The following is a 23,450-nucleotide window of genomic DNA, read 5'->3' on the forward strand; positions in this document are numbered from 1 at the left end:
TTTACGACAATTACTATAATTATATAACAATGAAAAAATTAATTTATAAATTATCAGTTATTGCAGGCTTAGCCTTGATGCTAACAGCTTGTGAAAAAGATTTCTTAGATAAACCAATTTATGGTGTTCTAGCAGCAGATGATTATTTTAAAACGGATCAAGAATTAGAAGAAGGGCTTTTTGCATGTTATGATGTTTTACAATGGGCTTATGCTACAGACTGGAACTCAATGTATGTGGTAAAGTCGTTTCCTTCTGATGAATCATTTGCAGGAGGTGGTGATAAAACAGATCAGCCTCCATATCAAGAATTGGACAACTTCTCTTATACACCAGAAAACGCTGCAATTGCACACTCATATCAAGGAATGTATTTTGGTATAATGAGAGCTAATGTAATTATTAATTCTGCTACTGCTGCGGGAGATTCTCCAGTAAAAGTAAAAATGATAGCTGAAGCTAAGGCTCTTAGAGCTTACTTTTTCTTTGAATTGGTTTCAATGTGGGGAGGAGTGCCTTTAAGATTGACACAGCCTAAAGGAACTGATTATGCAATGGCAAAATCTACTCCTGAGGAAGTATATGCTCAGATACATAAAGATTTAGATGAAGCGATTCCAAACTTGCCTAAAAAGAGCGAATATGCTGCAGCAATGCGCTTTAGAATGTCTCAGGGTGCTGCTTGGGCTTTAAAGGGGAAAGCATATTTATTTCAAAAGAAGTATGTAGAATCAGCTAAGGCATTTGATGAAGTAATTAAATCAAACCAATACTCTTTGCTTGTAGATTACTCAAAGTTATTCCTAAAAGAGCAGGAATATGGTGTAGAATCTTTATTTGAAATTGGTTATAGTGAAACTACCAAAAATGATTGGGGGAATTTCCAATGGGGAGGAAGCCGAGCTATGGAAAATCAAATTAACTGGCAATTGATGGGACCTAGAGCAGATTACTTAATAAGTGGAACTTCTGGACTTGCAGGTGGTTGGGGATTCAATTACCCAACGGCAAAAATGGGTCAGGCGTATGATGCTGAAGGCGATTTAGTTAGAAGAAAGGCGTCAATCTTATCCGTTGATGAGCTTAGAGCTCAAGGAGGGGATTGGGTAACAGCTAAAGATAAAGATGGTAATATTATTGACTGGAAAATCGCTCCCCCAGTTTGGGGAATGGAAGGCTATTTTAGACTTAAATACGGTACACTTGTTACTGAAACTGCTGGACCTACTAACGAATTGAACTATGGTACAAACATTAGATTAATTAGATATGCGGATGTTTTATTAATGGCTGCTGAGGCAAACTTTTTGTCTGGCAATATTGGAGTTGCCCAAGGTTATTTCGATCAAGTACGTAATAGAGTAAACTTACCAGCCAAAGTTATTACAATGGATGGAATTAAGACTGAGAGAAGATTGGAGTTGGCTTTTGAAGGATCTAGATTTCTTGATTTAGTTCGTTGGGGAGACGCTGCAGCTGTATTGAAAAACGAAGGCTTTGCTAAAAATGGAAACTTTATAGAAAAACATAACTTGTTTCCAATACCAGATTCAGAAGTAAAGAACAATAATTTAATGGTACAAAACCCTGGTTGGTAATTAGATTAATTGGTTAAAAGCAGTGTTTTTATAACACTGCTTTTAATTTACTTTTTTTTAAATGAAATGATAAATATTATGCGTTTCAATCTAAAAGGCATATGGTATTTTTAAAATAAGTTAAGTTAAGTTAAGTTATGTTTGAGTTAGTAAAATGGCCCATTCTCTTGTGATTATGGGTCATTTTTAATAAATAATAATTTTTTAATTAGTATATAAAATAAAGTAATAAAAAAGTATAGTACTAAAATAAGCATATATGTAGCTATAATTTTTTAATGTAATTTGTTTGCAGTAAGCAAGACAGAATTCCATATTTATAAGGCAGATTGGCATACATCATTTATAATGTTTTATATTGATTATGTTTTGAATTATGTATTTATAAATTCAGATAAATTTTCTTTTAAATAAAGATTTTTACTAATTGTTAATATAGTAATGGTGTGTATTTAGACTGGTTAAGTAGTTTTAAACTTTATTTCTTCTGTTTTTTGAAGTAGATTATGATAGAGTGTATATATTTTTTTTATAAATTATTTGATACAGAAATAGGTAGTAAATTTATAAAAGATAAAATTTTAAAAATATGTCTAAAAGAAATAATCTAATTGTTGTTTGCTTTGTTTTGTCAAGTTTGATGACCTATGCTCAAACCCTAAAAATAATGACCTATAATATACGTCTTGATGTAACCTCAGATGGAGAGAATGACTGGGCGCATAGGAAGGATTTTTTAAATGGACAGATTCAATTTTATGCACCTGATGTTTTTGGAGTACAAGAAGCATTACCCAATCAAGTATTGGATATCGCGACAGCGCAGTCACAATACAATTATATTGGAATAGGAAGAGACGGAATTGGCAAAGGAGAATCATCTAATATTTTTTATAACACAGAAAAATTCAAGGTGATAGAATCCAATACTTTTTGGTTGTCTGGAACTCCTGATACCATTTCTTTGGGATGGGATGCTGCCTGCAACAGAGTTTGCTCGTATGCTTTATTAAAAAATAAACAAACTAATAAGTTGATTTGGGTTTTTAATACTCATTTGGATCATATGGGTGAAGTAGCCAGAACCAAAGGATTAGAACTTATTCTTTCTAGAATTGAAAAATTGAATACCAAAAAATATCCAGTTGTTTTAATGGGCGATTTTAATTCAGAACCCGAAGCAGATCGAATAGTTGCATTAAAAAACAAAATGAATGATGCTAAAACAATTTCAAAAGAAAAACCTTTCGGGCCTTATGGAACTTTTAATGGTTTTAAATACAATGAAGCAACAACGCATTTGATTGATTACATTTTTTTATCCAAAAGCAACCAAGTTAAAGTCAATAAATATGCTGTTTTATCGGATGCTAAAGATTTGAAATACCCATCAGATCATTTTCCAGTTTTTGTCGAAATTATATACAACTGATTAAAAGTACTAATCGCTAAAGTAGCATTGATAAATAGATGAAAGGTATGCGTAAAACAATCAATAGTCTTAATTATTATAAAAAAACAAGAGAATTACAACCAAAGGATCTTTAAAAAAATAAATATCTAAAAAATGAAAAAAATAAATACCACAGTATTAATATTAGCTACTTTTTTTGTTTTTGCACAACAAAAAAGTAAATCACAAAATCAATCGTATAGTACAAATGGTAAAACGGTTACAGTTTATACGACAGCCGAAAGTACTAATTTAAGATTGACTAAAACAGATGATCTAACGTTTTCAGAATTAATTCAACCTACTGAAAGGCAAATTTCGGTATTTGTAAATCCAGACAAAACGTTTCAATCATTTCTGGGAATTGGAGGTGCAATTACGGATGCCAGTGCCGAAGTTTTTGCCAAATTATCGAGTGACAAACAGCAAGAATTCTTGAATGCATATTACAGTCAGGACAAGGGAATTGGGTATTCTTTGATGCGAACTACAATTCACAGTTCGGATTTTGCTTCCGGGAGTTATACCTATATAAAGGAAGGCGATACTGAATTGAAAACATTTTCTATAGAACATGATAGAGCATTTAAAATACCACTGATAAAAAAAGCAACAGCGACAGCTGGCGGAAAAATGACTTTATATGCAAGTCCATGGAGCCCTCCCGCTTTTATGAAAAGTAATAAAGGCATGCTCAAAGGTGGGACACTTTTGCCAGAGTATTTCCAGTCTTGGGCAACGTATTATACCAAGTTTGTAAAAGCCTATGAAAAAGAAGGGATTCCGATTTGGGGTATTTCAATTCAAAATGAGCCAATGGCAGTTCAAACTTGGGAATCCTGTGTGTTTACCGCTGAAGCTGAACGGGATTTCTTGAAGAATTTTCTTGGTCCAACAATGAAAAAAGAAGGCTTAGGAGCTAAAAAAATAATAGTTTGGGATCACAATCGCGATTTGATGGTGCAACGTGCCAATACTATTTTTGGAGATCCAGAAGCGGCCAAATATGCTTGGGGAATGGGTTTTCATTGGTATGAAACTTGGGCAGGAGGTACCCCAATGTTTGATAATGTAGCCAGAGTACATGAAGCATATCCTGATAAAAACTTGATATTTACCGAAGGATGTATCGAAAAATTTGATGCTAAAAACTACCAACTATGGGCTAATGGTGAGCGTTATGGAACTTCAATGATAAATGATTTTAATAACGGAACTGTGGGTTGGACTGATTGGAATATCCTTTTGGATGAAAAAGGCGGACCCAATCATGTAGGTAATTTTTGTTTTGCACCCATTCATGCGGACACTACAACGGGTGAATTAATTTATACGCCATCGTATTACTATATTGGACATTTTTCAAAATTCATTCGTCCAGAAGCCAAAAGAGTGAGTACTGCCGTGAGCAGAAGCAGTTTGTTGAGCACTTCATTTTTGAATAAAGACGGAAAAATGGTAACGGTTGTTATGAATCAAAGTGAGGCTACCGTAATTTACAATTTGTGCATAGGAACCCAAGCCACCCAAATTACTATTTTACCCAATGCCATTCAAACTTTGGTGTATTAAATTAATAGATTAACCTGCTGTACGAAAATCAAATAAATTAAAAATTTAGCCACATAGAATCATAGATTAGTACTTAAAAGGGAAAGAATAAATAGAAATAGCACTATTTCACACATAGAATAGCTATGTGAATAGTAAAACGGCTATTTGTTTCTTTCTTTTAAAAACTATAAATTCTATTTTTCAATGTGGTAAAAATTAATTTCACCCAACGGGTTATATCTAATATCATACTTGTATAAAACTCCCGGAGACCTAGAAAAGATGCTGCAATATCTAATTACGATGCTTTATAACCATCACTCTGGGAGCAAATGCAAAATCAAAGTTGAGGTGTTGCGACAAAAAAGCTTCTATTTATTTGCTAATACGTTACACTCAAAAATATAGTTTTTAAACAAGAAATTAATACAATTCACGTTCAATTTGAAAGAGGAAATTTTAATCTTAATTTTTTAGAATTTAAAAAATGAGCTAAATCAAAATAGCGATTTGGCTAATTGCATATAAAAAATTTATAATGAAGAAAACAATAACATTAGCACTACTATTCCTTTCGGTTTTTGCCTTTTCGCAGCAACAAACGATAGATCAAAAAGTGGAAACTTTGCTAAAGAAAATGACCCTCGAAGAGAAAATTGGACAACTCAACCAATACACAGGAGACAATGCCGCTACTGGTCCCATTACCATTAATTCCAATAAGAAAAGCGAAATCAAAAAAGGGCTAATTGGTTCGATGTTGAATATAATGGGTACCAAATACACGCGGCAATATCAAGATTTGGCCATGCAATCCCGATTGAAAATTCCGTTGCTTTTTGGTCTCGATGTAATTCATGGATACAAAACGACTTTCCCTATTCCGCTGGCTGAAGCGGCAAGCTGGGATTTGACGGCGATTGAACTTTCGGCCAGAATAGCGGCGACCGAAGCAGCTGCCTGTGGAATTCACTGGACATTTGCTCCCATGGTGGATATTTCCCGCGACCCGCGATGGGGCAGAGTGATGGAAGGCGCAGGAGAAGATACCTATTTGGGGTCCAAAATTGCGTATGCCAGAGTCAAAGGATTTCAAGGCAACTTGGGCGATGTGAATTCGGTTATGGCTTGTGTCAAACATTTCGCGGCCTATGGAGCAGCGGTTGGCGGACGCGATTACAACTCGGTCGATATGAGCAACAGAATGCTTTGGGAAACCTATTTACCTCCTTTCAAAGCCGCTCTAGATGCGGGCGCAGCTACTTTTATGAATTCATTCAACGACCTTAACGGAATACCAGCGAGTGGAAATACTTATTTATTGAGAGATATTTTAAAAGGAAAATGGAATTTCCAAGGTTTTGTGGTTTCCGATTGGGGTTCGATAGGTGAAATGGTGAATCACGGGTATGTAAAAGACAACAAAGAAGCGGCTCTTGCCTCGATAACTGCCGGAAGTGATATGGATATGGAAAGCAATGCCTACCGTTATCATTTGGAACAATTGGTAAAAGAAAATAAAGTTCCAGTAGCCTTAATTGATGATGCTGTAAAAAGAATTTTGCAAAAGAAATTTGAATTGGGATTGTTTGATGATCCCTATAAATTTTGCAATCCAGAAAGGGAGCAAAGAGAACTGAATAATCCTGAGCATACCAAGGCAGCCAGAGAAATTGCAGCCAAAAGTATTGTTCTATTGAAAAATGAAAGAGATGTTTTGCCACTTTCCAAAGGATTTAAAACGATAGCGTTTATCGGGCCAATGGTAAAATCCAAAAGAGACAATCACGGATTTTGGGCTGTGGATTTAAAGGATGTCGATTCGACTTACATTGTTTCGCAATGGGAAGGCTTGGAGAACAAAGTGGGCAAAAGAACCAAAATTTTGTATGCCAAAGGTTGTGGAGTCGAGGACAAAAGCAAAGACGGTTTTGCAGATGCTTTGTTGGTTGCTAGCCAAGCCGAGGTGATCATTTTGAGTATTGGAGAAAACTTCAACAAAAGCGGTGAAGCCAAGAGTAAAAGCAACCTGCAGTTACCCGGAGTTCAGGAAGATTTGATCAAAGAACTTCAAAAAACGGGTAAGCCAATAGTGATTTTGATTAATGCGGGAAGACCTCTTGTTTTTGATTGGATTGCCGATAATATGCCAACCATTGTGTACACTTGGTGGCTGGGCTCTGAAGCAGGCAATGCCATTGCCGATGTGCTTTTTGGGGATTATAATCCTTCAGGAAAATTACCAATGTCATTCCCAAGAACCGAAGGACAGATTCCTATTTATTACAACCATTTCAATACAGGAAGGCCTTCTATTAATGAAGATAAAGTGTATAAATCCGCCTATATTGATTTGCCCAATTCCCCGAAATTTCCGTTTGGATACGGATTGAGTTATACGACTTTTGAATATTCGGATTTGAAATTGTCTAAAAAAACAATGAAGAACAGTGAATCCATTACGGTTTCGATGAACATAAAAAATGCGGGAAGCATGAAAGGGGAAGAAGTGGTTCAGCTGTATTTGAGAGATAAAGTGGGTTCGGTGGTACGCCCGATAATCGAGCTGAAAGATTTTCAAAAGATAAGTTTGAATCGCGGAGAGACCAAAACCATTCAGTTTACGATTGACAATCAAAAGCTGTCGTTTTATAACAATGCATTGGAATTTGTTTCGGAACCAGGTGATTTTGATCTGATGATTGGGTCGTCTTCAGTAGATATTCGTTTGAGAGATAGTTTTGAATTAGTAAAATGATAATTAACGTATAGTTTTCAGGTGTTTGGATCAAACCTATATTAAACTTAAGTTTTGTTAAAAATAAAAATGAATTAAAATTTAATATGATGAATATGAAAAAATCCATACTAATTATGGCTTTGATAATTTGCACCACTGCATTTTCTCAAACAGATGTTGCAACAGAAAAAAGAATACAAGGTTTGATAAAAAAGATGACTTTGAAAGAAAAAGTCAGTTTGTTACACGGGAATTCCAAATTTTATGTTTCTGAAATAAAAAGATTAGGCATTCCGGAATGGGCTTTGTCTGATGGACCACATGGGGTAAGGGCTGAAATGAATAGAGACAATTGGAATTATGCGGGTCGAACTGATGATGCTGTGACTTGTTTCCCTCCGGGTACAGCAATGGCGGCAACATGGAATTTAGATTTGGCTACCAAAAGAGGGTATGTATTAGGGGAAGAAGCTCGTTTTCGAAAAAAAGACGTATTGCTTGGACCTGGAATAAATATCATTCGTAGTCCGCTATGTGGTAGAAACTTCGAGTATTTAAGTGAAGATCCTTATTTAATATCACAATTTGCCGTGAGTTATATAAAAGCTTTGCAAAGTAAAGATGTGGCAGCAAGTGTAAAACATTATGCTGCAAACAATCAAGAAGACAATCGGTTTTCAATTGACGTAACAATGAGCGACAGAGCCTTGCATGAAATTTACTTGCCAGGGTTTAAAGCTGCAGTTATGGATGGTCATGTATTGACGGTTATGGCTGCTTATAATAAATTTCGAGGAGAATTTTGTACAGAGAATATACTACTCGGAAGAACTATTTTACGGGACTCCTATAAATTTGATGGTGTCTTAATGTCTGATTGGAATGCCGTTCATAGTACAGAAAATGCAGCTTTGGCAGGTCTTGATCTTGAAATGGGGACTGAAAAAACAAATTATAATGATTGGTTTTTTGCCGACCCCTTAATTAAATCTGTTGAGCAAGGCCGATTAAAAGAAAGTTTAGTGAATGAAAAAGTAGCCAATATTCTTAGGGTAATGATCAAAACAAAAGTATTAGATCCTGAAACTAGAGAAAAAGGGAATATAAACACAAAAGAGCACCAACAAGTAGCTTATCAATCTGCAGTAGAGTCTATAGTGCTTTTGAAAAACGAAAACAATGTATTGCCTTTGCAGATGAATGCTGTAAAATCGGTTGCTATAATTGGTGATAACGCGACAAGAAAACATTGTAGTGGCGGATTGAGTTCTGAAATAAAGCCTTTGTATGAAATCACGCCGCTTGAAGCAATTACAACAAAGTTTGGCAAACAATTGCAAATTAATTATGCACAAGGATATAATAAACAATCCTCTCCTGGTGAAGGAAGCAACAAAGGACAATTAAACACCGATTTTGTAGATTGGAAATTGATTGATGAAGCGGTAGAACAAGCCAAAAAATCGGATGTGGCTATTATTTTTGCAGGATTGAATCACGATTTTGATTCGGAATCATTTGATAGAGTTCACATGCGTTTACCTTATGGGCAAGAAACTTTGATTCATGAAGTGGCAAAAGTTAATCCTAAAACTATTGTTGTAATTATTGCAGGTTCTCCATTAGAATTGTCAGGAATTCAAAGTAGAGTTCCATCAATAGTTTGGGCATGGTATGGTGGAATGGAAGCCGGAAATGCTGTTGTGGATGTCTTAAGCGGAAAAGAATTTCCATCTGGGAAATTACCAATTACTTTGCCTATTTCTATCAATCAAATGCCAGATCATGCATTGGGTAATTATCCTGGTAGAAATTTAAAAGTAAATTATGAAGAAGATATTTTTGTAGGTTACAGATGGTTTGATACCAAAGGAATTGAATCGCTATACCCATTTGGATTTGGATTGTCTTATACCAATTTCAATATAGCAAATATTACTGCTGATAAAAAAGAGTTTAATCAAAATGAGGTTATAACTGTAAAATGCGCCATCAAAAATAGTGGAAAATCAGATGGAGCTGAGGTGGTTCAATTGTACGCAAGTCAAACACTAAGTTCAGTTTTAAGACCTAAAAAAGAGTTGAAAGCTTTTCAAAAAGTATTCTTAAAAGCAGGTGAGGAAAAAACGGTAGAACTCAAAGTAAATGTAAAGGATTTAGCTTTTTACGACGAAAAAACTTCAAGTTGGAAAGTTGAGTCAGGTGAATTTGTACTTCATTTAGGAACTTCGGTAAAAGATATCGTGGGTTCTGTAAGTGTTCGTGTTAATTGATATTGTGTTTTGCAGCAAAAAAAAAACTCCTTAATTTCTTAAGGAGTTTCTTGGTGGGCGATGAGGGGTTCGAACCCCCGACCCCCTCGGTGTAAACGAGGTGCTCTGAACCAGCTGAGCTAATCGCCCTATTTTACTAGGCTGCTATCGTTTTGTGATTGCGAGTGCAAATATAGGCTAGTTTTTCGTTTATGCAAAACATTTTTAAATAAATTTTGCTTTTTATTTTTTTAAAATATTCAGTTGGCTAATATTTAGTGATTTAAAAATTAAAAAATTTGCAATAAAAATAGTTTTATACTCCGCTCCAAACAAAAAACATCATTTTTTTAAGAATAACTAGGATAAAAATAAAGATAAAGATAAAGAAGTTCTGATTTATACATATTGGGATCCAAAAAAAACAAAATGTCTATAGGGAACATTAAAAACTGTGACTGAGAACTTCGACTTACTCTTTTTTGCTATTTTTAGCTTCGATCCAACGGGACATGTATTTTGTACTGTTTAAAGTGTGATGCTGTAATAAAGTCCCCAAGAAATTATCCAAACGATGTTTGGTTAAGTTGGAACTCAAGAATTGAATTTTGGAAATAAAATCTTTTTCAAACAAATCCCTTGAATACCGCTGATTGATAATGGATATTCCGTTTTCTTGAGCTTTGTGCCATAATTTTTCATCTTGGTACAATTGTATTGAAGCTTTAATAAATTCGGGAATATCATTGGTTACAAAACCGCTCCAAGGCAAATGTCCGTGCATTGATTCAGCTCCAATAAGGGTTGTTATACTTGGAGTGCCGCATTGCATGGCTTCGATTAATTTTCCTTTGATACCAGCGCCAAAACGCAACGGGGCCAAAACTATTCTTGCATTTTGAACTACTTCATTAGCGTCAGTCGCCCGGCCTTTGATGTAAAAACCTTCCTTTGGCTGATGCAATTGCATTACTTTTTGCGAAGGATAGGCACCATAAATATGAAGTTCAACTCCGGGTAGTTGTTTTCTCAGTTGCGGCCAAATGGTTTCTTTTAAATATTGAACAGCGTTCCAGTTGGGTTCGTGGAGGAAGTTGCCTATGAAAATAAAGTTATTTCTTTGGTTGAAAGAAGGAAGTTCATGAAAAGTGGTTTCTGAAATTGGTTCTAATAAAAAAGGCAAATAATACAATAGTTTTTCGTCAATTTTAAAAGTCGTTTTCAATAAATCCATTTCAAATTCGGATATCATTAAAGACAAATCACTTCTTAAAATACTAGCTATTTCTCTTTTGGCAACATCTTCTTTTAGTAAATCTTCAACTTCGAATATGCGTTTTTCCTTAAAGGCTTTTTGCCTAGCTAATCTTAGAGAATGCATATCTTCAGTATCTAATATTCGTAAGGCATCAGGGCAATTTTCGGCAACGCGCCATCCAAATTGCTCTTCCATCATGAATCGGTCAAAGAGTACAATTTTCGGATTTAGTTCTTTGACAAAAATATCAAAACTAGAACAATTCAAAACAATAGATTTTTTGGTTATATTTAATGTAGCTAAATCAACCATGTAATCACTATCCAAAGCAGGACTTGCAAATACGATTTCAAAACCTTGTTGTTGAAACAAAGTTATTAATTGAAGCATCCGTCCACCCGCTGCCGAAGAATCAGGTTCGGGCCATACAGTACCAATTATTAAAAGCTTTTGGATTTGAGACATATTACTTATCAAATTTTTAGATGCAAAATAATGCAATTTAGATGGTTAAAGCATTATTTTAAATAGAAATTTGCTAATAAAACACTAATTTTGCAGAAAGAAAAATCACCTGTTATGCTTGGATTAAAATTAGTTACAGACCCACGATGGGTAAATATTGTAGAAAGTAATATCGAAGAAATATTGACGGATCACGCATGGTGCGAACAAAAAGCGGCTTCCAATGCTATAAGTTTGATTACGTATAATTCAGAGTTGGAAGAGTTGGTAACAGAACTATTGGTTATTGCAAAAGAAGAATTGGACCATTTACAATTGGTACATGATTTGATAAAAAGGAGAGGTTTGACTTTGGGAAGGGAACGCAAGGATCATTATGTAAATGAGCTTTTTAAATTCATGAAAAAAGACGGTAGCCGTAAAGACGCTTTAGTAGATCGATTATTATTTTCGGCAATGATCGAAGCCCGTAGTTGTGAACGATTCAAGTTACTTTCTGAAAATATAAAAGACCCGGAACTGGCTAAATTCTACCGTGATTTAATGATTTCTGAAGCAGGACATTATACTACTTTTCTTGGCTTTGCCAGAAAATATGTAGACAATTTTGATGTCGATAAACGTTGGCAAGAATGGATTGAGTATGAAACCTCGATTATTATCAATTATGGTAAAAAAGAAACTGTTCACGGTTAATGTTTTTGCTTTGCTGAAAATTTAATGGTAAGTCAAAAATTATAAACTCATAGAATTTTGTTTAGCACCTTTGTCAAAGTTTAAAACTTTGACAAAGGTTATAGGTCTAAAATAACTTTATATGTAGTTCCTTTTTTAGATTATAATTAAAATTTTAATAGTGTTCTATTTTTTAAAATTCAAGGCATAATTTCTCAACTAATTCATATCCAATATGGCTACAGTCAACTACAAATCAGTTTTTTTTAAATTTTTAAAATATACAGGAATTTCTCTTGTGACTATTTTAGCCTTAATGTTTATTGCGCCTTATTTGTTTGCAGATAAAATAAAGGAACAAGTAAAAAAAACAGCTAACGAAAAGTTGAATGGAGAATTGAATTACACAGATGCCAATGTTTCCTTTTTTAGTCATTTTCCTTCCTTGACTTTAACTTTAAATGATTTTACTCTCAATGGATCTGCCCCTTTTCAAAATGAGAAATTAGTGACGGCAAAAGAAGTTGCTTTTGGAATCAATGTGACCAGCCTTATTTTTGGTGAAACAATAAAAATTGATGAAATTTTCCTTTCTAATTCGTTGATTAATGTAAAAGTGAACCAAAACGGTGAAGCTAATTATAATGTCTACATATCCGAGAAAGAATCAACTCCAAAAGAAAAAACAGAAACAGGATTGAAATTAGAAGCAATTGAAATTAATAACAGTAAAATTGTTTATGATGATCAATCTACCAAAGTTCATATCGATGCTATAGGTTTTAATTATTTAGGGAATGGTGATTTGAGTCAAGCCATTTTTGCACTGCACTCGAAGGCTAAAATTGAAAAGCTGAATATTATTTATGAAAATGAACCCTACTTAATGAACAAAAAAGTGGATGGGGATTTGATTACCAAAATAAATACGAATTCGCTATCATTTGTTTTTGAACAAAATGATCTTTTTATCAATAAACTTCTAGTAGATTTTACAGGTAAATTTGATTTTTTAAAGGATGGTTATGACATTGATTTTAAAATAAAATCAAACAAAAGTAATTTATATGATCTCTTCACTGCATTTCCTCCAAAATACATTACTTGGCTCAAAGACACAGAATTAAAAGGGAATGTCGATTTGCTTTTTACTCTTAAAGGTAAATATATTGCTTCGCAAAACATAGCTCCCGATTTGAGTTTGGATTTTAAGTTAAAAGATGGATTTGTAAATTATAAAAAAAGTGCTTTTCCGGTTTCCAATTTGAATATGGATATCAGTACCAAAGTGGCTTCATTAAATCCAGAACTGTTAGATTTGAATGCTAGGAACATTTCTTTAAACGTTGAAAAAAATCAATTAAAAACGCAATTAAAAATGAATGGGTTGACCACTCCTGTGGTTGATTTGGTTTTGAATTCCAACATTGATTTAGAGAAACTGAATCGTGCTTTAGGAATTTCTGATATTGAATTAAAAGGAATGCTAATTGCCGATGTAAAAGCCAAAGGGAAATACGACCAAAAGCATGGGCTTTTTCCAAATACTAACGGAAGATTGAATTTGAATAATGGTTTTGTAAAAACGCCATATTACCCAAATCCAATAACCAATATCAATATTAATTCAAAAATAAACAATCAAAAAGGAACTTATGATGGTCTTTCGGTAGTTTTAAAACCAGCAACTTTTACTTTTGAAGGCGAACCTTTTTTGGTCGAAGCCGATTTGAAAAATTTTGATGATTTGAATTATGATATCAAAGCCAAAGGGACATTGAATATTAGTAAAATCTACAAGGTGTTTTCGCAAAAAGGATTGGATGTAGACGGTTTTATTAAAGCAGATTTGGCTTTAAAAGGAATTCAAAGTGATGCCGAAAAAGGAAATTACAGCCGTTTGCAAAATAAAGGAACGCTTGAACTTAGAAATATTAATGTGGCAACGGAGTACCTGCCAAAATCAATGTTGATTAAAGAAGGGATCTTTAGATTCAATCAGGATAAAATGGCTTTCAATACCTTTTTGGCGTCTTATGGACAGTCCGATTTTAAATTGAATGGGTATTTGCAAAATGTTTTTAATTTTTTGTCTCCCAAAAAAGGAGTTTTGAGAGGGTCATTTACTTTAAATTCAAAATACATCAATGTAGATGAATTCATGTCGAGTACTGCTAAAGTTTCAACTCCTTCAACAACAACCGTTCCCAATAATGCACCACAAACAACAGCTCAAGAAACAGGCGTAATTCTTATCCCATCCAATTTTGATTTGCAATTTTATGCTACGGCACACAAAATCAATTACCAAGGATTGAATTTACAAGATGGAAAAGGGGCTATAAAAATGAAAGGCGGTAAAATGCTAATGCAAAATACAGGATTCAATTTAATTGGTTGTAATGTCGCTATGAATGCCGCTTATCAAGGAATTACTCCTAAAAAAGCCGTTTTTGAATACAGTATAAAAGCTACTGATTTTGATGTCAAAAGAGCCTACAAAGAAGTAAAAATGTTCAGGGAAATGGCTAGTGCTGCTGAAAATGCTGAGGGAATTATCTCTTTAGATTACAAAATAAAAGGAAGGCTAAATCAAGATATGATGCCTGTTTACCCTTCTTTAATTGGCGGAGGTATTCTCTCTATAAAAGATGTAAAACTAAAAGGGATGAAAATGTTTAATGCTGTGAGTAAAACTACGGATCATGAAGCCATTAAAAATCCGGAGTTGTCTAAAGTCGATATCAAAACAACTGTAAAAAACAATGTTATTACTATAGAAAGGTTTAAATTTAAATTTGCAGGTTTCAGACCAAGAATAGAAGGAACGTCCAGTCTGGATGGAAAGTTGAATATAAAAATGAGATTAGGATTACCGCCATTGGGAATTATTGGAATTCCTTTAACAGTTACAGGAACTAAAGACAATCCAAAAGTGAAAGTGGGTAGAAAAGGCGATGAAATTGAGGAGACTCAAGATGTAGAATAAATCAGATTTCGATATAGTTTCCATTTTGTGATCATTATAAAAAAGGGGAATATATAAAGTCAATTTTTTAACATATGAAAAATTTGACTTTAATTGAAAGTACGTTTTAATAAGGTTTCTTCGGCTTTTATCAATATTACGGAGTTAGAAATATATGAAATTTCTAACTCCGTTTTTTTTATATTTATTTGTCAAAAAAGGCATTAGCTGTAATGGTGTTTCTCTTATTTGAGTAATTAAATTTTGGTTGAATCAGTACCTTTTTTATTATCAGTGAATTACATAAGAAACGCTCGAATTTATGCCGCTTTTTTTTGTAAATTTATAAATATTTCTGAGTCTTTTGTATTGGTAATCAATACGTTTGTTTTATGAATAAAGCGAAAAGTAAACTTTGAAATTAAATATAAAAACGAAAATATGAATACTGTAGAACGTAAAAAATATTTATTTTCAAAAGAAATTGATTCTTATTTTGAGGGTGTTTACAATGGTTACCGGTTCGTTGTCCGTTTTTTTAAAGAAGCTTTTACTTCACCTTTTCATTTTCGAGAAATTATTAATCAATGCTTCGAGATTGGTTTAAAATCACTTTCATTAATAACACTTACTGGTTTTATCGTTGGAGTTGTTTTTACAAAACAATCGCGACCTTCTTTAGAAAGTTTTGGAGCGGTGTCTTGGCTTCCGTCATTAATGGGAATTGCAATAATGAGAGCTCTTGGCCCATTGGTAACCTCATTGATTTGTGCTGGAAAAGTAGGCTCCAGTATTAGTGCTGAATTGGGATCCATGAAAGTAACCGAGCAAATTGATGCCATGGAAGTGTCGGCAATTAATCCTTTTAAATATCTTGTGGTTACCAGAGTTATGGCAACCACCATCTCTATTCCCATACTTTCTTTTTACTGTAGTTTTGTAGGCTTGGTTGGATCGTATTATAACGTTTCGAATGAGGAAGCGACAAGCTTGCAGGTGTTTTATCATGATGCTTTTGCAAACATTTCTTTTCTAGATGTTTTTTCGTCGCTTACAAAAGCTTTGGTCTATGGATTTACGATTGGGATTGTTAGTAGTTACAAAGGTTTTTTCGCAACACACGGAACGAGAGGTGTTGGTAAAGCAACCAATCAAGCCGTAATACTTTCGATATTTTTGATCTTTCTGGAAGAGGTCATAATAGTACAAATTGTGAATTGGATTAGATACTTTTAATTATGGAAAAAGAGAAAATTCAATTAGCCAATCCAGAAGAAACGGTCATAAAAATAGAAGGATTGTATAAGTCCTTTGGTGAATTAGAGGTTTTGAAAGGAGTGGATTTGACGGTTCAAAAAGGTGAAAATTTAGCAGTACTGGGTAAATCTGGTTCTGGAAAATCGGTTTTGATTAAAATTTTGGCAGGGCTATTAAAACCAGATAAGGGAAATATAACAATGTTGGGTAAACAATTGAATCAATTAAAACCGAAACAATTGGATGAATTGCGTTTACGTATGGGATTTTCATTCCAAAATAGTGCTTTATATGATGGCATGAGTGTGTATGATAATTTATCGTTTCCATTGACTATGAATGTAAAACATCTTAGCCGAAAACAAGTGAGTGATGCTGTTGAAGAAGCACTAGACGCAGTTGGCTTAATTGACAAAATTGAAAGAAATCCTGAAGAGCTATCTGGTGGGCAACGAAAGAGATTGGGTATTGCTCGAACGTTAATTCTGAAACCCGAAATAATGTTGTACGATGAACCAACCGCTGGTTTGGATCCTGTCACTTGCGCTGAAATTAATGCCCTTATTGTTAATGTTCAACAGCAGTATAAAACAAGTTCTATTATTATTACACATGATCTCACTTGTGCAAAAAATACTTGCGGACGCATTGCTATGTTAATTGACGGAACCTTTTTGAAAGTTGGAACATTTGAAGATGTTTTTAATACTAATGATGAACAAATAAAAAAATTTTACTCTTATAATTTTACACTTTAAACCATGAACGAATCATCAAATAAGCGTGGGCTGTATGTAGGTCTATTTATTTTTATAGGAATGCTATTTTTATTTGGAGGTATTCTGATGGTGGGAAATCTTCACGAAACCTTCAAGAAAAAAATGCAATTGGTTTCTGTTTTTGATGAGGTAAATGGACTGCAAACTGGAGCCAATGTTTGGCTTTCAGGAGTAAAAATAGGAAAGGTAAAAAGTATTCGAATTAGTAAAAATAGAAATGTTTGGGTAACTTTAGATATTGAAAACACGGCACAACAGTTTATTGTGAAAGATGCTAAAGCCAAAATAGGAACGGATGGTCTTATTGGAAACAAAGTTGTGATAATTTACGGAGGTACAGAAAATTCCCAATCAGTGATGGATGGAGATACTTTGCGAGTTGGTAGTACGTATTCTACAGAGAATATGATGATTGCTTTGCAGAAAAATAATGAAAACCTTCTGGCGATAACTACTGATTTTAAAAAAATAAGTCACAAGCTAACAACAAATGAGGGCACTGTCGGGAAATTGCTAAATGACAATGTTTTGTATGATAATATTAATTCGGTAGCCTTGTCACTTAACAATGCTTCTGTAAAAGCAGATAAATTAATCGCTTCCCTTAATGAGTATAGCACAAAATTAAACAGAAAAGGAACACTTGCAAATGATTTAGTTTCGGATACAATTGTTTTTAATTCGATTAAAAAATCGGTTTCGGAATTAGAAAAAATGACCAAAACGGCCAATGTTTTTGTTGAAAATCTCAAAGTAGCCAGTAGTAATCCCAATTCAACAATAGGCGTTTTATTGCATGATGAAGAATCTGGGGCAAATTTGAAAAAAACGATAGAGAATTTAAAGACCAGTTCCGAAAAATTAGACGAAGATCTCAAAGCCGCCCAAGGCAGTTTTTTATTGAGAAGTTATTTTAAAGACAAAGAAAAAAAGGCTAAAAAAGCCGCTTCTCAAAAATAGGAAATACGTACAAGGAACTTTGAGTTTAATAAATAATTTAACTTTTACTGTTTAATGGCAATTCAGCAACAACAAAGGTGCTTCCGCCTACATAGATAAAATCGTTTTTCGAAGCATTTTTTTGAGCTGTGTTGAATGCTTCATTTACCGATTCATATACATTTCCAACTAATGAAAATCGCAAAGCATTTTCTTGTAATGAAACAGCATCCAAACCGCGTGGAATATTAGGTTTGCAAAAATAATATGTTGCATTTTTAGGGAAGAGCGGCAATACTTCGTCCAGTTCTTTATCATTGACAACTCCCAACACAATATGTAAATGGTCAAAAGTCTCCTTTTGTATTTGATTCAACACTATTTCGAGACCATTTTTGTTGTGAGCCGTATCGCAAATCACTTTGGGATTTTCACCCAATTGTTGCCATCGTCCAAGTAATCCGGTGTTTCTGACTACATGCATTAAACCTGATTTTAGGTTTTCGGAACTCACTTTAAAATCGGTTTGCTCGTTTAAAATTGTGATGGTTTGAATAACCGTTTTTTTATTATGATTTTGATAATCTCCGAGTAAATCAGAAGGAAAGGTTTCTGAAATCAAATCAGAAGCAAAATAAATTTCTGCTTTATTTGCTGAAGCTTTATCCAAAAAAACAGTTTGGGTTTCAGCAGTATATTCACCAATAACAACAGGAATTTGAGGTTTGATGATTCCTGCTTTTTCGGTTGCAATAGATTCTAATGTGTTACCCAAAAATTGAACATGATCGATTCCTATATTAGTAATTACCGAAACCAATGGCGTGATAATGTTTGTTGCATCCAATCTTCCGCCCAATCCCACTTCGATAACGGCAATGTCTATTTTTTCTTTTGCAAAATAGTCAAAAGCCAATCCAACTGACATTTCAAAGAAACTCATGTCGTTTTCTTCAAAAAAGGATTTGTGTTTCTCAATGAATTCACAAACAAAATCTTCGGAAATTTCAGTGCCATTAATCTTGATGCGTTCTCGAAAGTCTTTTAAGTGAGGAGAAGTATATAATCCCACTTTGTATCCCGCTTCTTGAAGGATTGAGGCGAGCATGTGTGAAGTCGAACCTTTACCATTTGTGCCAGCAACGTGTATGCATTTTAATTTATGTTGAGGATTATCAAGATGATCCGCCAGTATATTAACATTGGTCAAGTCTTTTTTATAAGCCGAAGCCCCTTGCAATTGATACATTGGAAGTTGATTAAACATCCAGTTTGTGGTTTCTTGATAGTTCATTATTTTTTGATAAAATAGTTGTAAATTGAAATAATTTTCGTTTTTTTTAGTTTAATATTACAGTGAAAATAGATCAGTTGTATTTTTTTAGTTTCTTACTGCAAAATTGAAATATTTTTTAGAATTAATGACCAGGAACTGTGAAAAAATAACTGATACATTTTGACTTGCTCTTTTGCCTTTTTTCTTCGTTACAAATTATTTTAATAGCCCAACTATTAAAATAATTTGTGCCTTGTAAAAGAACAAAATAACATCGCCAATTCTGTACCATTTATTTCTTCACCGTTCCTTTTAAACTCAAAATAATATATGTTTAGTTTTATACAATTACAAGCTGATACTCTAGCCAATGCTGCGTCTAATGTTGTTATCGAAAAAATAGCACCTAATACCGAAATCTCTGTTTTAGGTTTCATTCTAAAAGGAGGATTTTTTTTAATTCCCATCGCAATTTTATTATTTTATACTTTTTATGTTATTATAGAACGGTATTTGTTCATTAATAAAGTTTCCAAAGTCGACCCGCTTTTGATGCGCGATGTACGCGATCACCTAACAGCAGGCAATTTCGATTTGGCCCGTTCCATTACTGAGCGAACCAATACAGCTTCTGGAAATGTTATCAAAGAAGGAATTTTATTAATTGGCCGTCCCATTGCCGAAATAGAATCGAATATGGATCGTGCAGCCGATATCGAAATTGCCCAAATGGAACAACATCTGGGACAACTAGGACTGATTGCTGGTATCGCACCAACGCTTGGTTTTATCGGTACAATTTCTGGAGTAATCAAGATTTTCTACAGCATCTCTGTAACTGAGAACATTAGTATTGGTAATATTTCAGGAGGTTTGTACGAGAAAATGATCAGTAGTGGATCTGGCTTAATTGTTGGAATTATTGCCTACAGTGCTTACCACTTGTTGAATGGAAAGATTGATAATTATGCGCTAAAAGTGCAAAAACAAATATTGGAATTCGTAAATATTATTCAAAAAGCATAAGTCATGTCAATCAAAAGAAAAAGAAGATTTCACGCCGAAGTGGCTACTTCCTCCTTGAGTGACATTATGTTTTTTTTGTTGCTGTTTTTCCTGATTATTTCTACATTGTCCAATCCGAATGTGATTAAGATGACCTTGCCAAAGTCAAAAACCAACGAGAAAACCAACAAACAATACATCAGTTTATCGGTCACTGAGGACAAAAAATTCTATATTGACAAACAACCTGTTGCTTTTGAGGAACTAGAAACGACTTTGATGTCCAAAATGAATTCACAAAAAGACCAAACGGTAATTGTTCGAATTCCGTTCAACTTACAAGTGCAGGATTTGGTCGATGTACTGCAAATAGGGGTGAAGAACAACTTAAAGTTCGTTATTGCCACGAGTCCACAATAACATTAGTTGGGCGTGACCACAATAAAAAAAGGGGCTATTTAACGTTGTCGTTATTTGCCCCTTTTTTTATTGTGGTCGGGCTATTGCCATTACTTCGGTAATTTGGCGCTATCCCTCACGCGCATTATGTAAACACGAGATGTTTAATTCTTCTAACAGTTTTTTTTAATCTGTTAACCTGAGTTCGATTATTCAATGATTTATTATTTATTGAATATCCTGCAAGGTTTTTTTCAACCTTGTAGGTATAAATACTGATGATAGAATTCCTACAAGGTCTCGAAAAAGACATTGTAGGAACATTAACCGGCATAATTAATTTGTAAATAAGTATTGTATTAATCGAAATCAGGTTGTTGGGTATAATTTCGATTATTATTAAGTCGAGATTAAATACCTAACAGGTCTTTGGAGACCTGTTAGGATTCTTTTAGGAAATTCATGCCGCCTATCCATCACTATAAGTAATAATCTAAAAAAAAACAAAAGCGTAACATTTTTTAAAAGAGTATACTAATAAATTTAAGAATTAACTTAAAGGTATATTTTATGAAAAACATTTCAAGACGGTCTTTTGTCAATAAATTTGGTTTAGGGGTTGGGGCAACAGTTGTTATGACAACACTTCCTTCATACATAACTCAGTCAGAAAAGTTTCAGAAACCATATACGGGAAAGAAGTTAAATATAGCGCTTTGCGGGTTAGGGAATTACGCAGCTATGTTGGCTGCAGGAATTGAAGTTTCCGAATATTGCAATTTAGCAGGAATAGTGACAGGCACGCCTGAAAAAGCTGTAAAATGGAAAAAACAATATAATATTCCCGAAAAGAACATTTATAATTATCAAAATTTTGACGAAATAATCAATAACAAAGATATAGATTTAGTGTACGTTGTTTTGCCAAATGGCTTGCACAAAGAGTTTGTAATTCGTGCTGCAAAAGCAGGCAAAAATGTAATTACAGAAAAACCAATGGCCATTTCTGTTGCTGATTGCGAAGAAATGATAAAAGCATGTAACGATAACAAGGTTCAATTGGCTATTGGTTACCGTTTGCATTACGAGCCAACACATTTGGAAATTAAAAGATTGGGACAAGAAAAAGTCTTTGGTCAAGTTCGTTTTATAGAAGCGTCACTGGGTTATAAAACGTATGATACTCTTGATAAAAAAACAATCGTTGACAAAAATGACCGTAACGAATGGAGACTAAACAAGAAATTATCAGGCGGTGGCCCTTTAATGGATTTAGGAATTTATTGCATACAAGCGAGCCGTTATGTTTTAGGAGAAGAGCCAATTGCTATAACGGCACAATTTGGCACTGTGAATGATAAAAATAGATTTTCGGAGACTGAGGAAAGTATATCGTGGCAAATGGAATTTCCGAGTGGGGCGGTGGCAAACTGCAATACTTCATGCGGTTACAATATTGACAGGTTTTACGCATCGGCCGATGAGGGCAGTTTTGAATTGAGTCCAGCTTTGAGTTATGGGCCATTTGAAGGTAAAACTTCAGAGAAAGAATTGAAATTTCCTGTGATAAACCAGCAACAAACACAAATAGATGAAATTTGTAAGGTGCTGTTAGAAAACAAAAAATTACCCAATCACATTACAGGAGAAGAAGGATTAAAGGATATAAAAATCATTAATGCAATTTATAAATCTGCCAATACTGGAAAGAAAATTTCCATACTGTAAAAATATCTTCTGAAAAAGAAAACCTGTAAACTAGCCCCGATAGAAGGGAAAATCCTTTTTTGAGCCGATTTTTATTCGGCTCAAAAAAGATTGGAATGATAGCGGGAGAACTGCTGATGCAATACGCAAAAGTGCTGCTCCAAATTTTTGTTTTAGTTCAAATTGAAATTATAGACAATCTTACCTACTTGCTTTTCGGGAGCATCAGAGCTGGCATCCCATTTGGTGTTCATAGCAGCAATTCGGGCTTGATCCAGTAAGCATTTTGCAGTATTGGTTGTGCCTTTTATACCTGCAACAGCATTTATAGTATTCCCATTTCGATCTACCGAAACTTCTACAACTACTTTTCCAGATTCATTGCAAGTGTATTTGGGAGCGGGCTTGGAGAGTGCTTTTCTATTGCCGAGCGAATAGCCGGATCCGCCTCCTGTTCCACCACCAGAGCCACCGCCACTTCCGGGACCGTAGCCGCTGCCATTGCCAATACCGTTTCCGGTTCCATTGCCTCCGCCGGTACCGCCACCAGATCCACCTGTGCCATAATAACCAGTTGCGGCCAAACTGCCGTTGGATTTTCCTTTGTTGCCAGCGGTTTTGTCGTCGCCGTCACCGCCTTTTTTGGAGCCTTTTAGAATGCTGGACAAAGCATCGTTGGTAGAATTGGAAACTTTGGGTTTAACCACTTCGGGTTTGGGAGTTTCTTTGACAACAACTTCATTTTTTTTAGGTTTCTCTTTTTGCGGAATAACTACACTTTCTTCGGTGCTGTTTTCTTGAGATAAAATAGCTTCTTCAGGAATACTTTTGGCTGGAGTTTGCTTGACTTGGTTTTGTACATTCAACACTTCGCTTTGCATATTTTTTCCGGATCCCAAATCGCTATCACCAAAGTTTAGGGTAACGCCACCTCCACCACCTCCACTAGCAAGTGCTACATTGTTTTCTGGATTGTAGGGTGGCCAAAAGCGAATGAAAAACAACAGCAACAATACCGATGCATAAATGAGTATGGATAGAACTAATGATTTCTTTTGATCGTTTGAAAGTGTAGAACTCATTGTGGAATTTGAATTAAAAAAGTGTACTTGTAAAAACGTTGAA

General features: G+C 34.4%; 16 protein-coding genes and 1 tRNA gene. 13 read left to right on the forward strand and 4 right to left on the reverse strand.

Annotation, left to right across the window (positions count from 1 at the left end; genetic code table 11):
- The first annotated feature begins 29 nt into the window (after positions 1-29).
- From OYT91_RS16175 to OYT91_RS16195, 5 genes are all read left to right on the forward strand, one after another.
- A complete protein-coding gene (locus OYT91_RS16175) occupies positions 30-1,598 on the forward strand; it encodes a RagB/SusD family nutrient uptake outer membrane protein (protein WP_269223901.1) in 1,569 nt (522 codons plus the stop codon).
- A gap of 589 nt (positions 1,599-2,187) precedes the next feature.
- Positions 2,188-3,030 carry an endonuclease/exonuclease/phosphatase family protein gene (locus tag OYT91_RS16180; protein ID WP_269223900.1) on the forward strand — a complete coding sequence of 281 codons (843 nt, stop codon included), beginning with the start codon at positions 2,188-2,190 and terminating at the stop codon, positions 3,028-3,030.
- Positions 3,031-3,165: 135 nt separating this feature from the next.
- Positions 3,166-4,623, forward strand: a complete 1,458-nt coding sequence (locus OYT91_RS16185) for a glycoside hydrolase family 30 protein (protein ID WP_269223899.1) — start codon at positions 3,166-3,168, stop codon at positions 4,621-4,623.
- Positions 4,624-5,143: 520 nt separating this feature from the next.
- Entirely contained in the window at positions 5,144-7,363 is a 2,220-nt protein-coding gene (locus OYT91_RS16190; protein ID WP_281238764.1) for a glycoside hydrolase family 3 N-terminal domain-containing protein, read from the forward strand.
- A 95-nt stretch (positions 7,364-7,458) separates the two neighbouring features.
- Positions 7,459-9,618, forward strand: a complete 2,160-nt coding sequence (locus OYT91_RS16195; protein WP_281238765.1) for a beta-glucosidase — start codon at positions 7,459-7,461, stop codon at positions 9,616-9,618.
- Between the two features lie 51 nt (positions 9,619-9,669).
- On the opposite strand, the gene OYT91_RS16200 is transcribed toward OYT91_RS16195, so the two are convergent.
- Both OYT91_RS16200 and OYT91_RS16205 read right to left on the reverse strand, forming a co-directional pair.
- Positions 9,670-9,747, reverse strand: a tRNA-Val gene (locus OYT91_RS16200).
- Between the two features lie 322 nt (positions 9,748-10,069).
- Entirely contained in the window at positions 10,070-11,320 is a 1,251-nt protein-coding gene (locus tag OYT91_RS16205) for a glycosyltransferase (protein ID WP_281238766.1), read from the reverse strand.
- 114 nt (positions 11,321-11,434) lie between these two features.
- Between OYT91_RS16205 and OYT91_RS16210 the strand changes: the two genes are divergently transcribed.
- The 5 genes from OYT91_RS16210 (at position 11,435) to OYT91_RS16230 (ending at position 17,959) form a co-directional block, all read left to right on the forward strand.
- Positions 11,435-12,016, forward strand: a complete 582-nt coding sequence (locus OYT91_RS16210; RefSeq protein ID WP_269223887.1) for a MiaE family protein — start codon at positions 11,435-11,437, stop codon at positions 12,014-12,016.
- 214 nt (positions 12,017-12,230) lie between these two features.
- Complete coding sequence (locus OYT91_RS16215) at positions 12,231-14,984, forward strand: AsmA family protein (RefSeq protein WP_281238767.1); 2,754 nt, start codon at positions 12,231-12,233, stop codon at positions 14,982-14,984.
- Positions 14,985-15,404: 420 nt separating this feature from the next.
- Positions 15,405-16,199, forward strand: a complete 795-nt coding sequence (locus OYT91_RS16220; protein WP_269223885.1) for an MlaE family ABC transporter permease — start codon at positions 15,405-15,407, stop codon at positions 16,197-16,199.
- 2 nt (positions 16,200-16,201) lie between these two features.
- Positions 16,202-16,978, forward strand: coding sequence for an ABC transporter ATP-binding protein (locus tag OYT91_RS16225; protein ID WP_281238768.1), 777 nt, complete (start codon positions 16,202-16,204; stop codon positions 16,976-16,978).
- Positions 16,979-16,981: 3 nt separating this feature from the next.
- Positions 16,982-17,959: an MlaD family protein gene (locus OYT91_RS16230; protein WP_281238769.1), complete on the forward strand. Its 978-nt coding sequence runs from the start codon at positions 16,982-16,984 to the stop codon at positions 17,957-17,959.
- A gap of 37 nt (positions 17,960-17,996) precedes the next feature.
- Here the strand turns inward: OYT91_RS16230 and OYT91_RS16235 are convergent, their stop codons facing one another.
- A complete protein-coding gene (locus OYT91_RS16235; RefSeq protein ID WP_281238770.1) occupies positions 17,997-19,232 on the reverse strand; it encodes a bifunctional folylpolyglutamate synthase/dihydrofolate synthase in 1,236 nt (411 codons plus the stop codon).
- A 312-nt stretch (positions 19,233-19,544) separates the two neighbouring features.
- On the opposite strand from OYT91_RS16235, the gene OYT91_RS16240 reads away from it, so the two are divergent.
- From OYT91_RS16240 to OYT91_RS16250, 3 genes are all read left to right on the forward strand, one after another.
- Entirely contained in the window at positions 19,545-20,240 is a 696-nt protein-coding gene (locus OYT91_RS16240; protein WP_269223881.1) for a MotA/TolQ/ExbB proton channel family protein, read from the forward strand.
- Between the two features lie 3 nt (positions 20,241-20,243).
- Positions 20,244-20,639: an ExbD/TolR family protein gene (locus OYT91_RS16245; RefSeq protein ID WP_281238771.1), complete on the forward strand. Its 396-nt coding sequence runs from the start codon at positions 20,244-20,246 to the stop codon at positions 20,637-20,639.
- Positions 20,640-21,188: 549 nt separating this feature from the next.
- Complete coding sequence (locus OYT91_RS16250; protein WP_281238772.1) at positions 21,189-22,346, forward strand: Gfo/Idh/MocA family protein; 1,158 nt, start codon at positions 21,189-21,191, stop codon at positions 22,344-22,346.
- A gap of 152 nt (positions 22,347-22,498) precedes the next feature.
- Here the strand turns inward: OYT91_RS16250 and OYT91_RS16255 are convergent, their stop codons facing one another.
- Positions 22,499-23,407 carry an energy transducer TonB gene (locus OYT91_RS16255; protein ID WP_281238773.1) on the reverse strand — a complete coding sequence of 303 codons (909 nt, stop codon included), beginning with the start codon at positions 23,405-23,407 and terminating at the stop codon, positions 22,499-22,501.
- Positions 23,408-23,450: the final 43 nt, after the last annotated feature.

Source organism: Flavobacterium praedii (assembly GCF_026810365.1).
In the GTDB taxonomy this organism is placed as follows: domain Bacteria; phylum Bacteroidota; class Bacteroidia; order Flavobacteriales; family Flavobacteriaceae; genus Flavobacterium; species Flavobacterium praedii.